The 19,101-nt window shown below is 69.4% G+C and carries 20 protein-coding genes; 14 read left to right on the forward strand and 6 right to left on the reverse strand.

Translation table 11 applies throughout. The features are described 5' to 3' along the window. Positions 1-43 precede the first annotated feature (43 nt). On the reverse strand, positions 44-796 hold the full coding sequence (locus tag ACYVF3_RS01385) for a zf-HC2 domain-containing protein (RefSeq protein WP_461152461.1): 753 nt from the start codon (positions 794-796) through the stop codon (positions 44-46). After that, a complete protein-coding gene (gene sigE, locus ACYVF3_RS01390) occupies positions 793-1,416 on the reverse strand; it encodes an RNA polymerase sigma factor SigE (RefSeq protein WP_461152462.1) in 624 nt (207 codons plus the stop codon). Before sigE ends, ACYVF3_RS01385 begins: the two co-directional genes overlap by 4 nt. Positions 1,417-1,728: 312 nt before the next feature. Between sigE and ACYVF3_RS01395 the strand changes: the two genes are divergently transcribed. Continuing rightward, complete coding sequence (locus ACYVF3_RS01395) at positions 1,729-2,346, forward strand: O-methyltransferase (protein WP_461152463.1); 618 nt, start codon at positions 1,729-1,731, stop codon at positions 2,344-2,346. 115 nt (positions 2,347-2,461) lie between these two features. On the opposite strand, the gene ACYVF3_RS01400 is transcribed toward ACYVF3_RS01395, so the two are convergent. Continuing rightward, the gene (locus ACYVF3_RS01400) at positions 2,462-3,601 is read right to left on the reverse strand and encodes an Mrp/NBP35 family ATP-binding protein (RefSeq protein ID WP_461152464.1); all 1,140 of its coding nucleotides are present in this window, start codon (positions 3,599-3,601) and stop codon (positions 2,462-2,464) included. A 211-nt stretch (positions 3,602-3,812) separates the two neighbouring features. Here ACYVF3_RS01400 and ACYVF3_RS01405 point away from each other — a divergent pair, with 211 nt between their 5' ends. From ACYVF3_RS01405 to ACYVF3_RS01450, 10 genes are all read left to right on the forward strand, one after another. Next, positions 3,813-4,301: a MarR family winged helix-turn-helix transcriptional regulator gene (locus ACYVF3_RS01405; RefSeq protein WP_461152465.1), complete on the forward strand. Its 489-nt coding sequence runs from the start codon at positions 3,813-3,815 to the stop codon at positions 4,299-4,301. Next, positions 4,288-4,698, forward strand: coding sequence for an NUDIX hydrolase (locus ACYVF3_RS01410; protein ID WP_461152466.1), 411 nt, complete (start codon positions 4,288-4,290; stop codon positions 4,696-4,698). Before ACYVF3_RS01405 ends, ACYVF3_RS01410 begins: the two co-directional genes overlap by 14 nt. Positions 4,699-4,740: 42 nt before the next feature. Then, the gene (locus tag ACYVF3_RS01415) at positions 4,741-5,697 is read left to right on the forward strand and encodes an HpcH/HpaI aldolase/citrate lyase family protein (RefSeq protein ID WP_461152467.1); all 957 of its coding nucleotides are present in this window, start codon (positions 4,741-4,743) and stop codon (positions 5,695-5,697) included. A 225-nt stretch (positions 5,698-5,922) separates the two neighbouring features. Next, the gene (locus tag ACYVF3_RS01420) at positions 5,923-9,249 is read left to right on the forward strand and encodes a patatin-like protein (protein WP_461152468.1); all 3,327 of its coding nucleotides are present in this window, start codon (positions 5,923-5,925) and stop codon (positions 9,247-9,249) included. Between the two features lie 130 nt (positions 9,250-9,379). After that, positions 9,380-9,895: a YflT domain-containing protein gene (locus ACYVF3_RS01425; RefSeq protein WP_145742888.1), complete on the forward strand. Its 516-nt coding sequence runs from the start codon at positions 9,380-9,382 to the stop codon at positions 9,893-9,895. A 34-nt stretch (positions 9,896-9,929) separates the two neighbouring features. Next, on the forward strand, positions 9,930-10,193 hold the full coding sequence (locus tag ACYVF3_RS01430; protein ID WP_461152469.1) for a hypothetical protein: 264 nt from the start codon (positions 9,930-9,932) through the stop codon (positions 10,191-10,193). Positions 10,194-10,278: 85 nt separating this feature from the next. After that, the gene (locus tag ACYVF3_RS01435; RefSeq protein WP_461152470.1) at positions 10,279-11,538 is read left to right on the forward strand and encodes an ABC transporter substrate-binding protein; all 1,260 of its coding nucleotides are present in this window, start codon (positions 10,279-10,281) and stop codon (positions 11,536-11,538) included. Further along, positions 11,538-12,440 carry a carbohydrate ABC transporter permease gene (locus tag ACYVF3_RS01440; RefSeq protein ID WP_461152471.1) on the forward strand — a complete coding sequence of 301 codons (903 nt, stop codon included), beginning with the start codon at positions 11,538-11,540 and terminating at the stop codon, positions 12,438-12,440. The genes ACYVF3_RS01435 and ACYVF3_RS01440 overlap by 1 nt, the downstream gene beginning before the upstream one ends. Further along, positions 12,440-13,285 carry a carbohydrate ABC transporter permease gene (locus tag ACYVF3_RS01445; RefSeq protein WP_461152472.1) on the forward strand — a complete coding sequence of 282 codons (846 nt, stop codon included), beginning with the start codon at positions 12,440-12,442 and terminating at the stop codon, positions 13,283-13,285. The genes ACYVF3_RS01440 and ACYVF3_RS01445 overlap by 1 nt, the downstream gene beginning before the upstream one ends. A 4-nt stretch (positions 13,286-13,289) precedes the next feature. Then, positions 13,290-14,462, forward strand: coding sequence for an ABC transporter ATP-binding protein (locus ACYVF3_RS01450; protein ID WP_461152473.1), 1,173 nt, complete (start codon positions 13,290-13,292; stop codon positions 14,460-14,462). Positions 14,463-14,824: 362 nt separating this feature from the next. On the opposite strand, the gene ACYVF3_RS01455 is transcribed toward ACYVF3_RS01450, so the two are convergent. The 3 genes from ACYVF3_RS01455 to ACYVF3_RS01465 all read right to left on the reverse strand — a co-directional run bounded on the left by ACYVF3_RS01455 (position 14,825) and on the right by ACYVF3_RS01465 (position 17,068). Then, positions 14,825-15,001: a hypothetical protein gene (locus ACYVF3_RS01455; RefSeq protein ID WP_461152474.1), complete on the reverse strand. Its 177-nt coding sequence runs from the start codon at positions 14,999-15,001 to the stop codon at positions 14,825-14,827. 50 nt (positions 15,002-15,051) lie between these two features. Continuing rightward, positions 15,052-16,131, reverse strand: a complete 1,080-nt coding sequence (gene corA, locus ACYVF3_RS01460; RefSeq protein WP_461152475.1) for a magnesium/cobalt transporter CorA — start codon at positions 16,129-16,131, stop codon at positions 15,052-15,054. 508 nt (positions 16,132-16,639) lie between these two features. Beyond that, positions 16,640-17,068 (reverse strand): NUDIX domain-containing protein, encoded by a 429-nt coding sequence (locus ACYVF3_RS01465; RefSeq protein ID WP_461152476.1) that lies wholly within the window; start codon positions 17,066-17,068, stop codon positions 16,640-16,642. A gap of 146 nt (positions 17,069-17,214) precedes the next feature. On the opposite strand from ACYVF3_RS01465, the gene ACYVF3_RS01470 reads away from it, so the two are divergent. From ACYVF3_RS01470 to ACYVF3_RS01480, 3 genes are all read left to right on the forward strand, one after another. Then, positions 17,215-17,379 (forward strand): cytochrome c family protein, encoded by a 165-nt coding sequence (locus ACYVF3_RS01470; protein WP_175547979.1) that lies wholly within the window; start codon positions 17,215-17,217, stop codon positions 17,377-17,379. 27 nt (positions 17,380-17,406) lie between these two features. Then, complete coding sequence (locus ACYVF3_RS01475; protein ID WP_461152477.1) at positions 17,407-17,979, forward strand: PH domain-containing protein; 573 nt, start codon at positions 17,407-17,409, stop codon at positions 17,977-17,979. Between the two features lie 235 nt (positions 17,980-18,214). Next, a complete protein-coding gene (locus tag ACYVF3_RS01480; protein ID WP_461152478.1) occupies positions 18,215-19,087 on the forward strand; it encodes a PHP domain-containing protein in 873 nt (290 codons plus the stop codon). Positions 19,088-19,101: the final 14 nt, after the last annotated feature.

Here is a 19,101-nt window from a genome sequence, read left to right on the forward strand (position 1 = left end):
GCGGTGAAGTCCGTGTGGTGTGGGCGCGAAGTCGCCAGCCCGCTTACCTCGACGGTGGTGCGCTCGTCGCCGCAGCGGGGGGAACGGGTGCTGAGGAGGAGACCGGCGGAACCGCTGCCAGGTGCGGATCGCGCGGTGCGGTGTCGCTGACCGGGACCGGCGACGGCGGTAGCGCGGTGTTGCCCGAGGCGGGGATGACGGAGTTGGTGAACGCGCCGCCTGGCAGCGGCATGGGCGCGCCGGGCAGCGGTTCGCCGTCCTCGTCGGTGACGGGCAGGTTCATGAACGCCAGGGCACCGAGCACCAGCCCGGAGAACACCACGCTCGCGCCCTGCTTGGTGCGTCGCGAGGCGCGGCGGTCCGGCGAGTCCCCCGGCGCGTCGTCGTAGGAGGAAACGCTGGTGCCCAGCGGCTGCTGCGAGCCGCCGAGCGGCGTGGAAGAACCGAGCGCCGGCCCGCTGCCGAAGCGCTTCACGCGCTCCGGGCGGGAGACGGTGACGAGCTGACCGTCGTCGGTCAGCGCGAGGTTCTCGGGCTGTGCGGGAAGTTCAGCACTGGAGGGGATCGCCTGCAGCGCCTGCAGGAGCTGCGGCGAGACCGACGGAGCGTCGGCCGCGCGGATCGCCGCGCGAGCCTGCCGCTGCGAGGCGGCGTCCGCCGCGCACGCGGGGCATCCGGCCAGGTGGGCCACCGCGCGGTCGTGGGCGCTCGGGCTGAGTTCTCCGTCGACGAAGGCGACGAGAGCGTCCAGCGCGAGGTGCTGCTCGGGCAGTCCCCACCCCCGCAAAACCGTCATCCGTCAATCCTCCCGGCTTGTTCTCGGCGCGCTTCGAGCGTGGACTTCAGCATCTGGCGCCCGCGGTGAATCCTGCTGCGCACGGTACCCAGCTTCACGCCCAGGGTGGTACCGATCTCCTCGTACGAGAGCCCCTCGACGTCGCAGAGCACGATGGCCGCCCGGAACTCCGGCGGGAGCTGGTCCAGCGCCGCCTGCAGATCGGGGTCCAGGTGCGTGTCGTGGAAGATCTGCTCCGGCGTGGGTCCGCCGCCCGGAAGGCGGTCGGTGTCCTCCGGCAGGCCCTCCATGCGCAGGCGGGACCTGCGGCGGGCCATGTCCAGGAACAGGTTCGTGGTGATCCTGTGCAGCCAGCCCTCGAACGTGCCCGGCTTGTAGGACGCCAGCGAGCGGAACACCCGGATGAAGGTCTCCTGGGTGAGGTCCTCGGCGTCGTGCTTGTTGCCGGACAGGCGGTAGGCGAGCCGGTAGACCCGGTCCGCGTGCTGCCGGACGACTTCGTCCCAGCTCGGCGGCGTCCAGGCGGCTTCTTCTGCGCCGGGCGACACGGTGCTCGGCGTCACGCTGTTCTGGTGGGTCCGGTCGGTGCCGGGGGCCACGCTCATCGGCTGTGTTGCCATCGGGCGAAAAGCCACCTCCTGTGGGCTTGCATCTACCAGAACGACCGGGGCGGGAAGGTTGTTCCCGGCGCCCGTTCACGGGTGAGACGCCGATGGGGGTCGGTTTGTGACGCTCACTGTCGTCGGTCCTGGTGAAACCGGCATGAAAGCGGCCTGAGAAGGGGCTGAGAGTATGCGTGAGGCTGCTCTCACCCGCTCGGCCCCGCGCCGCTGATCACTCAGCGTGACGGCATGTCGCGCATGGAAACGGCCGTCTAACGATGTCGCCCGGAAACATCATTTGTGGGCACAACGCCGATAACCTTCCGCGTTGTGATACCCGAGAGGTCGGTGGCCCGCTACTCGATGGGCGGCTATGCGGTGGGCGAGCAGACACGTGTCCGCCCGATCGGCGACGGTCCGCAGGACTCGCCGGTCGGTGCGTCGTCGCTGCACGTGCTGCGGTTCCTCGCCGCAGCCCTGCGGGCCAAGGCCGTCGTCGAGATCGGCACCGGTTCCGGTGAGAGCGCCCGCTGGCTGCTCCGCGGGATGGTGCCCGAAGGTGTCCTGACCTCGATCGACGCCGACCCGGCCGTCCAGCGGACCGCCGGCGCTGCGCTGCGCGAGGAGGGCATCGCGCCTTCGCGCACCCGGCTTATCGCGGGTCGCGCGCTGGAGATGCTGCCCCGGTTCACCGAGGGCGGCTACGACCTGGTCTCCGTGGGCGTGGCCAGCACCGACTACCCGCTCTACCTGGAGCTGGGAACGCGGCTGCTGCGGCCCGGTGGGGTCATCGTGTTCGCCGGCGTGCAGCTCGGCGAGGAGCACGACCCCCGGGGCGCGCTGGCAACGGCGATCCGATCCCTGGTCAAGGCCGTGCAGGACGACGAGGACCTGGTCCCGGTGACGCTGCCGACCGGCCCGGGACTCCTCGCGGTCGCCAAGCGCTGACCTGAGACCTGCTTCCTGGGTTGTTCTGCTGCTTCGTGGGGTTCTGCCGTTTCGTGGGGTGGGGAAGTTTTCATGAAAACTTCCCCACCCCACGAGAACCAAGGGGCTCGGATGCTCAGGCGGGTGAGACCGAGAGGAGCTTGCCGGCGAGTCCTCGGGCTCGGGTGCCGAGGCGCTGGGCGATGTCGTTGAGGACGGAGCCGGCCGGGGAGTCCGGGTCCTGCAGGACCAGCGGCTCGCCCGCGTCGCCGCACTCGCGCAGCCTCGGGTCGAGCGGGATCTGGCCCAGCAGCGGCACCTCGGCGCCCAGCGACCGGCTCAGCGAGTCGGCCACGATCTGGCCGCCGCCGGAGCCGAAGACGTCCATCCGCTGGCCGTCGGGCATCTCCATCCAGGACATGTTCTCCACGACGCCCGCCAGCCGCTGACGGGTCTGCAGGGCGATCGCACCGGCGCGCTCGGCCACCTCGGCGGCGGCTTGCTGCGGGGTGGTGACCACCAGGATCTCGGCGTTGGGGATCAGCTGGGCGGTGGACAGCGCGACGTCGCCGGTGCCCGGCGGGAGGTCGAGCAGCAGCACGTCCAGGTCGCCCCAGAAGACGTCGGCGAGGAACTGCTGCAGCGCGCGGTGCAGCATCGGCCCGCGCCAGACCACCGGGGTGTTGCCCGGGGTGAACATGCCGATCGAGATCACCTTCACGCCGTGCGACTGCGGCGGCATGATCATCTTCTCGACCTGGGTGGGCTTGCCGCCCGCACCCAGCATCCGCGGCACCGAGTGGCCGTAGATGTCGGCGTCGACGACTCCCACGGACAGGCCGCGGGCTGCCATCGAAGCGGCCAGGTTGACCGTCACGCTGGACTTGCCGACGCCGCCCTTGCCGGAGGCCACGCAGTACACGCGGGTCATCGAGCCGGGCTCGGCGAAGGGGATGCGCGGTTCTTCGGCGTCGCCGCGCAGGCTGCGGCGCAGCTCGGTGCGCTGCTCGTCGCTCATCACGTCGAGCTCGACCTGAACGCCGGTGACGCCGTCGACGGCGGAGACGGCGTCGCTGACCCGCTGCGTGATCGTCTCGCGCATCGGGCAGCCGGAGACCGTCAGGTAGACCTCGACCGTCACCGCGCCGCCGTCGCCGACGGACACGCTCTTGACCATGCCCAGGTCGGTGATCGGCTTGCGGATCTCCGGGTCCTCGACCTTGGTGAGCGCCTGGCGGACGGCTTCCTCGGTCGGTGCGGACTGCGTACTGGTCACGGTTACCTCGACAAGCGTTTGGTGAACGTGGTGGGGACGGGACGTGTCCCGCCGAGCCTGAAAAGGGTCTCACACCCGGTTCCGGCACTTCCCATGTTACGGACCGGTAGCCAGGCGGGACAGCGTCATCACCCCCGGTAGGGCCGTCACCCGGTGTGCTTGCCCGGGGGCGCTGCGGAGTCAAGGGTGGATCAGCAGTAATATCCGTCACGTGGCCGAGACGGCTCTGGACCGATTACCGACTCGAAACGAATTGTTGGCGTACCGCAGTTTTCTGCGCGCGCACGCCCGAGTCACGCGCTGCCTGGAAGGCGACCTGATCGCCGAGCAGAGATTGACGCTGGCGGCTTACGACGTGCTCGAAGCGCTGACCGAAGCACCGGAGCAACGACTCCGGATGACCGAGCTCGCCGACGTGGTGCTGCTGTCCCGATCCGGGGTGACCCGGCTCGTGGACCGGCTCGAACGCCTCGGGCTGGTGCGGCGCGTGCGGGTCGACTCCGACGGACGCGGCGTGCAGGCGGTCATCACCGAACGCGGTGAGGGCCGGCTGCAGATGGCGGCGGCGACCCACCGGCACGGTGTCGCGCGCTACTTCCTCGACGCCGCCGACGGCGAGCTGGAAACCCTGGTGCGCGCCTGCGAACGGTTGGCGGACGGGGGTGTGCCCTCGCCTCCTGGTCAGCGTGCGCAAGCATGAGCGGGTGAACTCCCTGATCAAGGCGGTCGGCCTGGTGCGGTTCGCGAACCGGCGGTTGCTGCTGGTGCGCTCGGCGGACCAGGAGGCCTTCTACCTCCCCGGCGGCACGATCGAAGTCGGCGAGACCGAGCAGCAGGCGCTGCACCGCGAGGTCGCCGAAGAGCTCGGGGTCGTGCTGCGCGAACCCGAGTTCTTCGCCCGCTACCACAACGACGCGGTGGGCCGCGGCGACGGCGTGAAGGTCGATCTCGCCTGCTACACGGGCACTGTCGACGGCGAACCGGTCGCGTCGGCCGAGATCGCCGAGCTCGGCTGGTTCACCCGCGCCGAGTACGCCGAACACCACGTCACCGCCCCGGCGATCCTCGACCTCTACGCCGACCTGGACCCGGCGTGATAGACACAGCCTGATTTCAGGTCGTGGATGTGGAGGTCACCCGTGGAGGGTCGTCGTGCCCGGCGCAGTTGCCTGGCGGTTCCGGGGTCGAGCGCGAAGATGATCGACAAGGCCCGAGGGCTGGCCGTCGACCAGTTCTTCCTCGACCTGGAGGACGCGGTCGCGCCGCTGGCGAAGGCCGAGGCCCGGGACCGGATCGTCGGCGCGCTCAACGAGGGCGGCTGGGGCGGCAAGACCCGGTCGGTGCGGGTCAACGCGCTCGACACCGAGTGGACCTACCGCGACGTGGTGACCGTCGTCGAAGGCGCGGGCGCCGAGCTGGACACGATCATCCTGCCGAAGGTCTCCACCGCCGACCACGTGCGCTGGCTGGACCTGACGCTGTCCCAGATCGAGCGCGCGATGGGGCTGGAACCCGGCCGGATCGGCATCGAGCCCCAGATCGAGGACGCGCGCGGGCTCGTCGAGATCGACGCCATCGCCACCGCGTCGCCCCGGGTGGAGGCGCTGATCTACGGGCCCGCGGACTTCATGGCCTCGGTCAACATGCGTTCGCTGGTCGTCGGCCACCAGCCGCCCGGGTACGACGTGGGCGACGCCTACCACTACACCCTGTTCCGCATCCTCACCGCGGCGCGCGCGGCCGGCGTGCAGGCCATCGACGGCCCGTACCTGCAGATCAAGGACGTCGACGGGCTCCGCGAGGTCGGCGGTCGGTCCGCCGCGCTCGGTTTCGACGGCAAGTGGGTGCTGCACCCGGCGCAGGTCGACGCGATCAACGAGCTCTTCTCGCCGCGCCAGGAGGACTACGACCACGCCGAGAACATCCTCGACGCCTACGAGTGGCACACCTCCGCCGCGGGCGGCAAGCGCGGCGCGGCGATGCTCGGTGACGAGATGATCGACGAGGCCTCGCGGAAGATGGCCCTGGTGATCGCGGGAAAGGGTCGAGCGGCGGGAATGCCCCGAACGGACCGCTGGACCCCGCCGGAGAACTGAACTCCTGTTCAGGGATCGCTTCGCACGTCGACGCGTCCGCGCAGGAGGACCATCTCAGAACCAGCGGCGGTGCGGGCTGAGTCCCACACCTGAAACAGCGGCTCCCGCCGCGGTCATCACCACGGCCTGTTCGACGGCACAGCCGATTCCCGGGGTTTCCGCCACCGGGGTGGCTCTGGGCGAAGTGGCCCCGGACGACCACTCGCACCCGGTACGTTCGTGATCGTGGACGACGGGGACGAGCTGCGCCTGGCGCTCGCCATGCGCGGCGGAGCGAGCATGGCGGTGTGGATCGGCGGCGCCGTCGCCGAGATCGACCGGCTGCGCGAATCACTCGGCGGCGACGGGGAATCCGAACACCCGTGGGCGGCCCTGGCGCGGTTGGCGGGCTACCGGTCGGTGAGCGTCGACGTGCTGGCAGGCGCGTCGGCCGGCGGTCTCAACGCCGCGCTGATGTCGGCGACGCTCGTCTACGGGATGCCGTTCGAGCGGATGCGGCGGACCTGGATCCAGCTGGCCGATCTGGAAGCGATGGCCCGCCCGGTGCCGAAGTTCTGGCAGCCCGGCCCGGCATCGCTGCTGGAAGGCGACGACTACTTCCGCACCGAGCTCGCGCGCGTCATCCGCGAGAACGCGCCGCCCGAGGACGAACAACCCGGTCGCCGCGCGGACATGCTGCTCACCGCGACCCTGCTGGACCCGCTGGTGGAGCCGCACCACGACGCCCGCGTCGGGCCGATGCCGCTGGAGCGGCGGGCGGCGCGGCTGACCTTCCACCACGAAGGCCGGGCGGGCGATCCGCTGTCGGACTTCGGCGAGATCGACGCCACCGCACTGCGTCTCGCGCACGCCGCCCGCGCCACCTCGTCGTTCCCGTTCGCCTTCGAACCCGCGAAGGTGCGTTCCGGGCCGGGCGAACCGCCCGCCGGGGAGCCGAACATGCTGGGCCTGTTCTCCGAGACCAGCACCGGCACCGCGCCGTTCCGGGTGATCGACGGGGGAGTGCTGGACAACATCCCGGTCGCCGCGGCCATCCAGGCCATCGCGCACGCCCCGGCGGACCGGCCCACCAAGCGCTTCCTGCTCTACCTCAACCCCGACCCGGTCGTCTCGCACGGGCAGCGGCGCGGTTCGGGACGTGCCGTGCCGGTGACCCTCGCCGCGCTGCGCGGCCGATTCACCCAGGAATCCCTGCTGTCGGACCTCGACGAGCTGTCCGAGCACAACCGGATCGTGGAGCGGAACGCGTTGCGCCGCAAGGCGTTGTTCGCTCCTGTGCGCGAAGCACCGGAGCGGCTGGCCGAGCACAGCGCCGCCGTGGCCGCCGACCACGCCGTCGTGCGCGCGGAGCTGGACGCGCAGGCCGTGCACGCGCTGCTGACCGCCCCGGCCGGTTCCGAGGACGGCACGCTGCTGCCCCCGGTCATCGGCGATCCGCTCGCCGAGTGGTCGGCGTTCACCCGCGAGCGGCTGCCCGAACGGCTCTCGGCGCTGGCGGAGGAAGCCGGGCCCGAGATCTTCGACGACGTGCACGGCCTGCGCGCCGCGGTGCAGGAGTGCCTCGGATGGGCGTGGGACGTCGAGGCCACCGCGCAGGTCGGCACCTGCAAGGCGCAGCTGTACCGGCTGCGCGCCTTCGCCGCCGTGCTGGCCGGGCACGCCGACCGGTACTGGATCAACGGTGCCCGGCTGGAACCGATCGTGGAGACCGCCGAGCTCGACGACTGGATCCGGCGGGTGCGCTCCCGCCGCGAGCGGCTGCAGCACCGGTTGCCGTCGCCGATCGAGCCGCTGCTGGGGGCGGTGCTGCGCGCGGTCTCCGACGGCGACGGGTTCCAGCAGGCGCTGGCCGAGTTCGCCGCCGAGCTCCAGTCGATGGTCGAGTCCTCAGGCGCCGACGCCGCGCCGGACGCCGACGGGCTGGACGCGGTCGCCCGCGCCCGCGAAGTGCTCCACGGCATCGCGGACCGCCTGGCCGAATCGGCCCCGACGCGACCGGAACCCGTTGCGGCGGAACGGATCGGCTACGCGCTGCTGGAGGGCGCTGGACCCCGGCGGCCCGAGGTGCTGCGCAGGCTCGTCGTGCTCACCGCGCCGCTGGACGTCGGGCGCGTCCCGGCCACCCGCATCGACCTGCTCCGCGTGGTCAGCGACGAACGCACACCGCTGCCGTTCCACTCGCTGCGCCGGGACGGCGAGCTGCGGATCGAGGACAAGATCCGGGGGCTCGACCTCGGCAGCTTCGGCGCCTTCCTGTCGGCGAAGTGGCGCGCCAACGACTGGATGTGGGGCCGGATGGACGCCGCCGCCACGCTCGTCGGCATGCTCGCCGACCCGGAGCGCCTCGCGCGCCACGGTGACGCGGAACAGCTGAGCGAGGCGCTGCGAGCCGTCGTCGGCCGACCCACCGAGGCCGAGCTCGGCGCGCTCGACGACTCCCAGGCGGCGCAGTGGCGAGCGTTCCTCGCGGAGGTGTGGACCCACCACGCCGGTGAGGTGCGCGCCGAGCTCGACGCGCTGTTCTCCGCACCCGACGAACCGCACCCGCTGACGGAGACCCGCGCGCTGCTCACCGAACGTCTGCAGTGGACGATCGCCGCGGCCGAAGTTCCGCACGTCGAATCGGTTTCGCTCGGAGCCGAACCGGACGTGGGCGAGGAACCGGCCGCACCCGGCCCCGCCGAGCTCTCGCGCTCGGTGGAGCACTTCGACGTCGGCCGCCAGCGCATCCGCGACCTCGGCGAACCCCGGCTGCTCTCGATGACGACCCGTTTCGGCCTGCTCGCCCAGCGCGCGATCCGGCCGCAGGGCTCCGGCGTGTTCCGCTGGCTCGCCCGAGGAGCGATGACGCTGGTCAAGCCGCTGCTGCTGCTCGTGGCCTACGCCGTGGCGGCACCTGGGCGCGCAGCGCTGCTCGGCCTCGCCGGCGCCACCACCGCGACCCTGACCAAGACCGGAGCGGGCTCGGGCTCCGGTCTCCTGGCGGGCGACTGCCCACCGGGTGCGATGTGCGCGGTCGCCGGATCGCAGATCCCCGCGACGGGCTGGTGGTCGCCCGGCGACCTCTCGGCCGCCGACACCACGAGCTGGACCCCGTGGGCATCGCTGCTCGCGATCGTCTTCGCCGTGTGGGCCGGTCGGCGCGTGTCCGCTCGCCTCGGCACCGGACTCGCCCGCTGGGCCCCGGCGCTCGCGGTCGCCGCGCTGCTGCTGGCCGCGGTGGTCGCTCTGCACCAGACCGGGCTGCGGTTCGGCCCGCTCGGCGTCGTGCTCATCGCGACCGCGCTCACGTGGCCTGCGGCCGTCGCCTACCGGGTGGCGGCGCGGATCGGCGCGGTGCTCGTGACGCTGCTGACCGGACTCGCCGCGCTCGCGCTGTGCGCTGAGGGCGAACCGGCCGTCGGCAGCTGGCTCCTGCTCACCGGCCTCGTCCTGCTCGCCGCCCACGCGGCGTACCTGAGCAGCGTCGACGTCCTCGCACCCCGGCCCAGGGCCACGCCCGCGCCCCGCACCGAGAAGCCCCCCGTCCGGGTTGCGGCTGCGCATCGGTGAGGGCGTTCATGATCCCGAGGAGGTACTGCGGGGTAGCCTGGGGTGAGCGGACATTGCGCCGGAATCGGGCCACCTCGGCCCGCCGCCCGGCAGCGTGTCCCCCGCGAGAAGCTCAACGGAGGTGTCAGCGGTGTCCAACCCCTTCACCGGCTCGAGCCGGCCGGCGCCGGGCACACCCAACTTGCCCACACCGCCGACCGGATGGCCCATCGGCTCCTACGGCAAGTACGAGGAAGCGCAGCGCGCCGTCGACCACCTCGCCGACAGCGACTTCCCGGTCCAGGAGGTCACCATCGTCGGCGTCGACCTGATGCTGGTCGAACGCGTGACCGGACGGCTGACCTGGGGACGGGTGCTGGGCGGCGGCGCCGCCTCGGGCGCCTGGTTCGGTCTGTTCGTCGGCCTCATCATGGGCATGTTCACCCCGCAGGGAAGCTGGATCGCCCCGGTGCTCGCCGGACTCGGCGCGGGCATCGTGTTCGGCCTCGTCTTCGCTGCCGTCGGGTACGCCTCCACGCGTGGGCGGAGGGACTTCTCCTCCGCCAGTCAGCTGGTCGCCGGACGGTATGACGTGCTCGCCCAGCCCAAGCATGCTGAGCAGGGGCGGGATCTGCTGGCCAAGCTGGCCATGCGCCCGCCTGCGTAAGGCTTCGCCGGTTGCCTGACGTGGGGAAGTTTTCATGAAAACTTCCGTCTTGCGTCCGAGAACCCGCGGCGGTGCCGGTTGCCTGACGATTGTTGGCAACCCCTTTTCGCCCCTGTTCTTGAACGTCGCTGCTTTGAACGAAAGTGTTGTTGTGGCGGCCGAAACGGCTAAGTGGTTCGGGGCTAATGGGGGAGCGTCGGTGCTTCTCGTTCCGCTTTTCTTCACGGGTTGGCAACAAGGTGCGGGACTTCTTGCCCTCCTTGATCGCCGGGGCCTAGCTTTTCTGCCTACCGGCTGACCGCCGGTGGTTGCGGCGCGACGGAGCGTTGACGAGTTCTTGCGGAGCTCGGGTCGTGTTCGCGACCAGTGCACCGGAAGGACCGATGGTGAGAGTTCGCCGCACCCGCACGGCGGCACTGCTGGGCGCATCGCTGGTGTGCGCATCGGCGTTGACCGCGTGCGGGCAAGCCGCAAGTGCCAACACGATCAACCTCTACAGCGCGCCTGAGGAGAACCTGCAGCACAACGTCGACCGCTGCAACGCCGAAGCCGCCAGCAGGTACGACATCGTCTACCACAAGCTGCCCCGCGACGCGGACGGTCAGCGCGAGCAGATGGTGCGCCGGCTCGCCGCCGGGGACACCGGCATGGACCTGCTCTACCTCGACGTCACCTGGACCGGCGAGTTCGCCGAGGCCGACTGGGTTCGCGAGTGGACGGGCGCGCACAAGGCCGAGGTCGAGCAGGACACCCTGTCCGGACCGCTGGAAACCGCGACCTGGCAGGGCAAGCTCTACGCGGCGCCGAAGAACACCAACGTGCAGCTGCTCTGGTACCGCAAGGACCTCGTGCCGGAGCCGCCCGCGAGCTGGGGCGGGATGATCGAGACCGCCCAGCGCCTCAAGCAGGCCGGGCAGCCGCACTGGATCAGCCTCACCGGCGCGCAGTTCGAGGGCCTGTACGTGCACTACAACACCCTGCTGGAGTCGGCGGGCGGGCACGTGCTCAGCGAGGACGGCAAGACCGCCGTCGTCGACGAGGGCGCCGTGCGCGGCCTGGAAGCCCTCCGCGACCTCGGCAACGCCGGAGTCACCAGCCCGGGGATGAACAACGCCGAGGAGGACGACGCGCGGCAGGAGTTCGAGACCGGGCAATCCGCGTTCGAGCTCAACTGGCCGTTCGTCTACGCCTCGATGCAGGAGGAGAAGCCCGAGCTGGCGAAGAAGGTCGGCTGGGCCCGCGTGCCGAGCCTGGATCCGAACGTCCCGAGCAAGTCCACGATCGGCGGCGCGAACTACGCGGTGAGCCGCTTCTCCACCAAGCCCGAGCAGTCGTTCGAGGCCGCGAAGTGCTTGCGGGACGCGGAGAGCCAGAAGTTCTCCGCCATCAACGACGGCGTGCCGCCCACGATGGAGTCGCTCTACGACGATCCGGAGCTGCAGGCCGAGTACCCGATGCACGACACGATCCTGCAGGCGCTCAAGGACCCGGGCATGCGGCCGGTGACCCCGGCGGCGCAGAACGTGTCGACGGTGCTGTCCAACCTGCTCAGCCCCATCGGCGAGATCGACCCGCGGGAGACCGCCGAGCGGATGCGCCGCGAAGTGCAGAACGCCTTGGAGTCCAAGGGAGTGATGCCCTGATGGCGGTCAAGGAACCGATCAGCGAGGGGAAGCGGGCCGAACGCCGACTGGGCGTGCTGCTGGCCGCGCCGTCCGCGCTGGTGATGATCGCCGTCACCGGCTGGCCGATCCTCTACGCGTTCTGGCTGTCGTTCCAGCGCTTCGACCTGAAGTACCCGGACCAGCGCGAGTTCATCTGGTTCGACAACTACATCACCGTGCTCACCAACACCTACTGGTGGAGCGCCTTCTGCGTGACCCTGCTCGTCACCGCCGTGTCGGTGCTGGTCGAGTTCGTGCTGGGCATGTCGCTGGCGCTGATCATGCACCGGGCGCTGATCGGCAGGGGACTGGTGCGCACGGTCAGCCTCATCCCGTACGGCATCGTCACCGTCGTCGCGGCGTTCAGCTGGCGCTACGCCTGGACCCCGGACACCGGTTACCTCGCGAACGCCATCGCGCCCAGCGGGGCGCCGCTGACCGAGTACGGCAGCGCGCTGGCGATCGTGATCGTGGCCGAGATCTGGAAGACCACGCCGTTCATGGCGCTGCTGCTGATGTCCGGGCTCGCGCTGGTGCCCGACGACCTGCTCAAGGCGGCCGCGATGGACGGCGCGGGCGCCTGGCAGCGGTTCGTCAAGGTGATGCTGCCGGTGATGAAGCCGGCGATCCTCGTCGCGCTGCTGTTCCGCACGCTCGACGCGTTCCGCGTCTTCGACCACATCGTGGTGCTCACCGGGGGAGCCCAGGACACCTCGTCGGTGTCGGTGCTCGCCTACAACAACCTGATCAAGGGCCTCAACCTGGGCATCGGCTCGACGATGTCGGTGCTGATCTTCGTCGCGGTCGCGCTCATCGCGTGGATCTTCGTGCGGCTCTTCGGCACCGCCGCCCCGGGTAGCGACGAGAAGGGGAGTGGCTGATGGCCGGCCTCGGCGGGACACCGACACCCGCGCGCAAAGCCAAGTGGGCCGCGCTCAACGTCATCGTGGTGGCCTACGCGCTGCTGCCGGTGCTGTGGATCCTGTCGCTGTCGTTCAAGACCTCCGGCACCCTCTCCGACGGGAACCTCATCCCGCGCGAGTGGACGCTGGAGAACTACGCGGCGATCTTCTCCACCAGCGAGTTCACCCGCGCGCTGCTGAACTCCATCGGCATCGCGCTGATCGCCACGGCCATCGCCGTCGTCCTGGGCACCATGGCCGCCTACGCCATCGCCCGGCTCGACTTCCCCGGCAAGCGCGCGCTGGTCGGGGCATCCCTGCTGATCGCGATGTTCCCGCAGGTCTCGCTGGTCTCGCCGCTGTTCGACATCGAGCGGACCGTGGGCCTGTTCGACACCTGGCCCGGACTGATCCTGCCCTACATCACCTTCTCGCTGCCGCTGGCGATCTACACGTTGTCGGCGTTCTTCCGGGAGATCCCGTGGGAGCTGGAGAAGGCGGCGAAGATGGACGGCGCCACGCCGGCGCAGGCGTTCCGCCGGGTGATCGCGCCGCTGGCCGCGCCGGGCGTGTTCACCACCGCGATCCTGGTCTTCATCTTCTGCTGGAACGACTTCCTGTTCGCCATCTCGCTGACCTCGACGGAGAACTCGCGGACCGTTCCGGTGGCGTTGCAGTTCTTCACCGGCGACTCGCAGTTCGAGGACCCGACGGGGACGATCTCGGCCGCCGCCGTGGTGATCACCATTCCGATCATCCTGTTCGTGCTGTTCTTCCAGCGACGCATCGTGTCCGGACTGACCTCCGGCGCAGTGAAGGGGTAAGCAAGTGGCCGACATCGTGCTGGACAAGGTGACCAAGCGCTACCCCGACGGGGCGTTGGCGGTCGACGAGGTCGACCTGGAGATCGCCGACGGGGAGTTCGTGATCCTGGTCGGCCCCTCGGGCTGCGGGAAGTCGACCACGCTCAACATGATCGCCGGGCTGGAGGACATCAGCGGCGGCGAGCTGCGCATCGGCGGCGAGCGGGTGAACGAGAGCGCGCCCAAGGACCGGGACATCGCGATGGTGTTCCAGTCCTACGCGCTGTACCCGCACATGACGGTGTTCGAGAACATGGCGTTCCCGCTGCGACTGGCCAAAGTGGACAAGACGACGGTAGCGGAGAAGGTCGCCGAGGCCGCCAGGATCCTCGACCTAAGCGACCACCTCGACCGCAAGCCGGCCAACCTCTCCGGTGGTCAGCGGCAGCGGGTGGCGATGGGCCGGGCGATCGTGCGCAGCCCGAAGGCCTTCCTGATGGACGAGCCGCTGTCCAACTTGGACGCGAAGCTGCGGGTGCAGATGCGCACCTCGGTGTCCAAGCTGCAGAAGCAGCTGAACACCACCACCGTCTACGTCACCCACGACCAGACCGAGGCGATGACCCTCGGCGACCGGGTCGTGGTGCTGCGCGGAGGAGTGGTGCAGCAGGTGGGCGCGCCGCAGCACCTCTACGAGAACCCGGCGAACCTGTTCGTCGCCGGGTTCATCGGGTCACCGGCCATGAACTTCGTGCCGGTGGAGCTCGCGGAGGGTGAGCTGCGCAGCGCCCTGGGAACCGTTCCGCTGCCGGAGCGGCTGCGCAGGGCCGTGGAGTCCGCCGACGCGCCCCGCGACCTGGTGCTGGGCATCCGGCCGGAGCACTTCGAGGACGCGGCGCTGGTCGACGACGCGGTCAAGGCCAGGGGAGCGACGTTCACCGGCGAGGTGGACGTGGTCGAGGAGATGGGCTCGGACAAGTACGTCTACTTCACCCTGCCGGGAGCCAAGGCCAGCAGCGCGGAGCTCGACGAGCTCGCCGCCGACAGCGGCAGCTCCGAGGTGCCCACCGACGACGGCCAGGTCGTCACCCGCCTGTCGGTGGAGTCGCGGGCCCGAGAGAACGAGCAGCTCTCGGTCTGGTTCGACACCGACAAGATCCACCTGTTCAACCCCGGAACGGGGCAGACCATTCGGTGACGTCCCCGGTGACGTGGTGGGGGTGGGGAAGTTTTCATGAAAACTTCCCCACCCCCACCACGAAAACGAGGTTTCAGTTGGCACTTCACCACCGGTACCGAGTGGAGGACGTTTCCCTTGAAACTTCCGTCGGGTGGGAAGTGGGGGAAGTTTTCATGAAAACTTCCCCGAGGAGTCCTCAGAGCTGGTTCGCGATGAGCACGAACTCCATCGCGATCCAGCCCGCGATCAGCGCGACGAGGACGGTGAGCTTGCTGGAGAGCAGGCGAGTCATAGCGGTGCCTCCGAACGTGGAAACGAGATTCTGGTTGCTGCAGATCCGTTTTCACGATGTGGCCCGCGGTCTACCCGGGCGTGTGCCGTCAGCGCGGGAAAGCGCTCGGCGCGGGGACCACGTCCCACATCGCGCCGGGTTTTCGCTGCACCCAAGCGGAGTGCTGGAACAACTTCTCGGCGGTCTCCCGCCGGGACACGGGACTGAGCCCCGGGAGACCGGAGAGGAGCCGCTGCTGGTGCGCGCGGGCGTTCAGCGCTGGCATGTCGGACCTCCTCACGTTCATCGATGACATCGCCTCGGGCACCGGAATCGTTACAGCCACTTGTTCTTCCGGAAGATCTTGAACAGCACCATGCAGGCGATGAGCATCACGACCATCACCGTCGGATAGCCGAACTTCCAAGTGGTTTCGGGCATGAAGTCGAAGTTCATGCCGTATATCCCGGCGATCATCGTCGGCGTCGAGATGATCGCGACCCATGCCGAGATCTTGCGCATGTCGGTGTTCTGCTGGAGCGTGATCTTGGCCAGCGTCGCGTCCACCAGGGTGGTCAGCAGCTCGTCGAAGGAGCCGACCATCTCCGAGACCCGCGCCAGGTGGTCCTCGACGTTGCGGAAGTAGGAGCGGACCTCTTCGGCGATCATCGGCGTGTAGCCCTCGGCCAGCCGCTGCATCGGCTTCGACAGCGGCTGCACCGCCCGCCGCAGCTCCATGACCTCGCGCTTCATCAAGTAGATCTGCTCGGCGTCGATCTTGGTCCGGGGCTCGAAGACCTCGGCCTCGATCTCGTCGATGTCGTCCTGGATGGCCTCGGTGACGTCGAGGTAGTTGTCCACCACGGTGTCGGCCACCCCGTGCAGCACCGCCGAGGGCCCCAGCGCCAGTTGCTCCGGGTCCTCCTCCAGCCGGCAGCGGAGGTCGCCGAGCTCCGCGTGCTTGCCGTGCCGGACGGTGATCACGAAGTCGCGGCCGAGGAAGACCATGAGCTCGCCGGTGTTGACGATCTCGCTGGTGGCGGTGCGGTGCTCGGTGTCGGCGTAGCGGACCGTCTTGAGCACCATGAACAGCGTGTTGTCGTAGCGCTCCAGCTTGGGCCGCTGGTGCGCGTGCACTGCGTCCTCGACGGCCAGCTCGTGCAGCCCGAAGGTCTCGGCGATGCCGTTGATCTGCTCCTCGGTCGGCTCGTGCAGGCCGATCCAGACGAACCCGGTGCCGCGCCTGCGGACCTCCTCCATCGCGTCGACGTGGTTCCAGGCGCCTTCGAGCCGGTGGCCGTCGACGTACACCCCGCAGTCCACGACGTAGGCGGACACGGGTGCGGGCTTGCGCGCGACGGGCTGGGCCGCGCGACCGTTGCGGTTGCGCAGGCCGAGCGAAGGAAGGTTCGGCACGACGGCCTCCAGGGGGTCCGAGGCCCAGGGGTGTGCGCGGCGCGAGACCGGTGCTCCGGTCGGTGGTCATCCGGACGGCGGTCCGGGGACTGCACTGCAGCGGTGTTCCCTCGGGCGGAGATCACTCTCGCTTGCGGGGTCTCACATCCCGGCCTGGCCCTTGACGGGCCGGAGAACCAACTCGCTGATTCAGCGACGGGCCTTCTCGGCGGGGATGCGGTTGGTACTGCACGGAAGAGCGCTGTCGGTACTACTGCTCACGATCCCTCACCTCCCGAAGGTCATCCACCACACGGGGTGGGCACTGCATCAGCCAACCGGGAACCATACTCCGTCCGAGGGGGCTGGTGACAACCGCGTCAAGCGCACGTCACAGCTGGCAGCGAGAACTGAACGCGAAAGCGGACCAGTCGACTGATTCGGGCACCCGGGAAATGCGTCCAGCGCGTGACGTTCCACCGATCGTCACGAACACCGCGGGCCCCCGGTAACCCGGTGGCATTCCCGCTCACTCGTTGCGGGGTGAACAATCCCAAGCCCTCAGCGCCTCGGCCAATCCGGCGGTCAGCTCTCCATTTCGATCGAGTGTGGCGAATGTCGCACCGTCCGCCCACATTGCGTCGGCGGCGTCGTCACCAGCGGAAAGCGCCCATTCATTACTCCGGCAGGAGTAGTCGAGGATCTCGAACGTTCCGCGCGGCGCGGGTCGCTCGACCCGGCCGACGAGATCACCGACCGTGACGACGAGTCCGGTTTCCTCGAAAACCTCGCGCCGTACCGCCGAATGATCGGTTTCTCCGTGCTCCACCCGGCCCCCGGGGATCGACCACTTGCCCCTGCCGGGGTCGTTGGCACGTTTGACCAGGCACAACCGGCCTTGAGGGTCAAAAATGAGAGCTCCGACGCAGCGGATCACGGGATTCTCAGATACGATCATCAACACGGAGGGTAGTTGGTCCGGGCCTGCCCGGAAACGACTGACCCAAGTGCGGTACAAAGCTGCCGTAAAGGGGCGGAGTGCGGTACAACGGATCAGCAGGCGCCTGTGCTACTCAAGGGCTTTTTCGGACGGGGTGCGTCACAGTGAACATGAAGAAAATCCTCACCTGGGCAGTGGTTGCTTTCCTCCTGTTCTTCTTGTTTTCCGCGCCGGACCAAGCCAGCAATGTCGTGAACGGCATCCTGGCCAGTCTTCGTGGTGCTGCAGAAGCCGTCATCACCTTCATGCAGAACCTCTTCCAGGCATAAAGCGAGAATCGCGGGAAGGCGGGTGCCTTGTTCGCTCCTAGGGATCCCGACGAGTACCTGCTGGACTCCGAACGCCGGGTGATCCGGGTTCGGCGTCACTGGGCCAGCTTGGTGTGGGACCTGTTCGAGGCGGCGGGACTGCTCGTCGGCCTCGTGCTGGTGTCCTACCTGCTGCCACCGAGCAGTTCCTGGTTGTTCCAGAACATCCTCTGGTACGCCGGTCTGGTCGTGCTGATCCGCTTCACCTACCAGGTCCTCGACTGGTACGTGGAGCGCATCGTGGTGACCGACAAGAGGTTCTTGATCACGACCGGCATCTTCACCACCAACGTGGCGATGATGCCGGTCACCAAGGTCACCGACCTGACCTTCCACCGCTCGCTGATGGGCCGGATGTTCGGGTACGGCACGCTGATCGTCGAATCGGCAGGACAGATCCAGGCCCTCAACAGGATCGAGTACGTCCCCAACCCGACCGAGGTCGAGGACGCGATCTCGGGCCTGGTGTTCGGTGACAAGAAGGGCCAGCAGCAGGACCGCTTCTCCATGCTGAAGGCTCGCCGCGCAGCGGTGGGCAAGCGGAAAGCAGCGAAGTTGTAAGGACCTGTTCCCGCGGTCGCACCGCTCGGCGGTGCGGCGGCGGAATCCGGTGCGTCGTCCGGGCTCGGGACGCCACGACTCCCGCGCGGAGTCGTGGCGTCGCACCCGGACGACGTGTCGGACACCTTCGGCGGCTGCGCCGGAGATGCGCGAACCGGACCGCTCGCGCGGCGCCGGGTGGCCGGGATCACCGGAGCGGAGGTCCGCTGCGGCCGGGCATGGGTCACACTGAGGTGTGCTCATCGACCTGCACGCGCATTCCACCGAGTCCGACGGGACCGACACGCCTGCCGAGCTCGTGGCGACCGCCGTCGCCGCCGGCCTGGACGCGGTCGCGATCACCGATCACGACACCACCGCGGGCTGGGCGGAAGCCGAGCGCGCCGTGCGGGAGCTCGGCCGTCCCGGAACCTTCCGGTTGGTGCCCGGCGCGGAGCTGTCGTGCTCCAGCCCCGATGGGCGAGGCGGCAGGGTCACCGTTCACCTGCTGGCCTACCTGTTCAACCCCTCCTCGCCCGCGCTGGTCCGCGAGCAGTCGCGGCTGCGCGCCGAGCGCCGCGAGCGGCTGCACCAGATGGCGCACCGGATGGCGGAGGACGGCTTCCCGATCGACCCGGAAGCGATCATGGCGGGTCTGCCGCCGGACTCCCCGGGCGGACGCCCGCACCTGGCCCGCGCGCTGGTCGAGGCGGGAACGGTCGCCAGCGTCGACGAGGCCTTCACGAAGTACCTCAGCAGCCGCGGCAGCTACTACATGCCGCGCTCCGACACACCCGTGCACCGCGCCATCGAGATGATCGCCGAAGCGGGTGGCGCGACGGTGCTCGCGCACCCCTTCGCGCACAAGCGGGGACCGGTGGTCAACGCGGAGGTCGTGGCGGAGCTGGCCGATCACGGGCTGGCCGGGGTGGAGATCGACCACCCGGACCACGACGAGCCCACCAGGGCGAAGCTGCGCGAGCTCGCGGCCGAGCTGGACCTCATCCCGACCGGCAGCAGCGACTACCACGGGACGAACAAGACGATCCGGATCGGCCAGGAGACCACGGCTCCGGACTCTTTGGAGCGAATCATCGCGCGCAGCACCGGGAGCAAGGTCATCAGCTGATCTGGGAGTCGGCC

Source organism: Saccharopolyspora tripterygii, assembly GCF_054778355.1.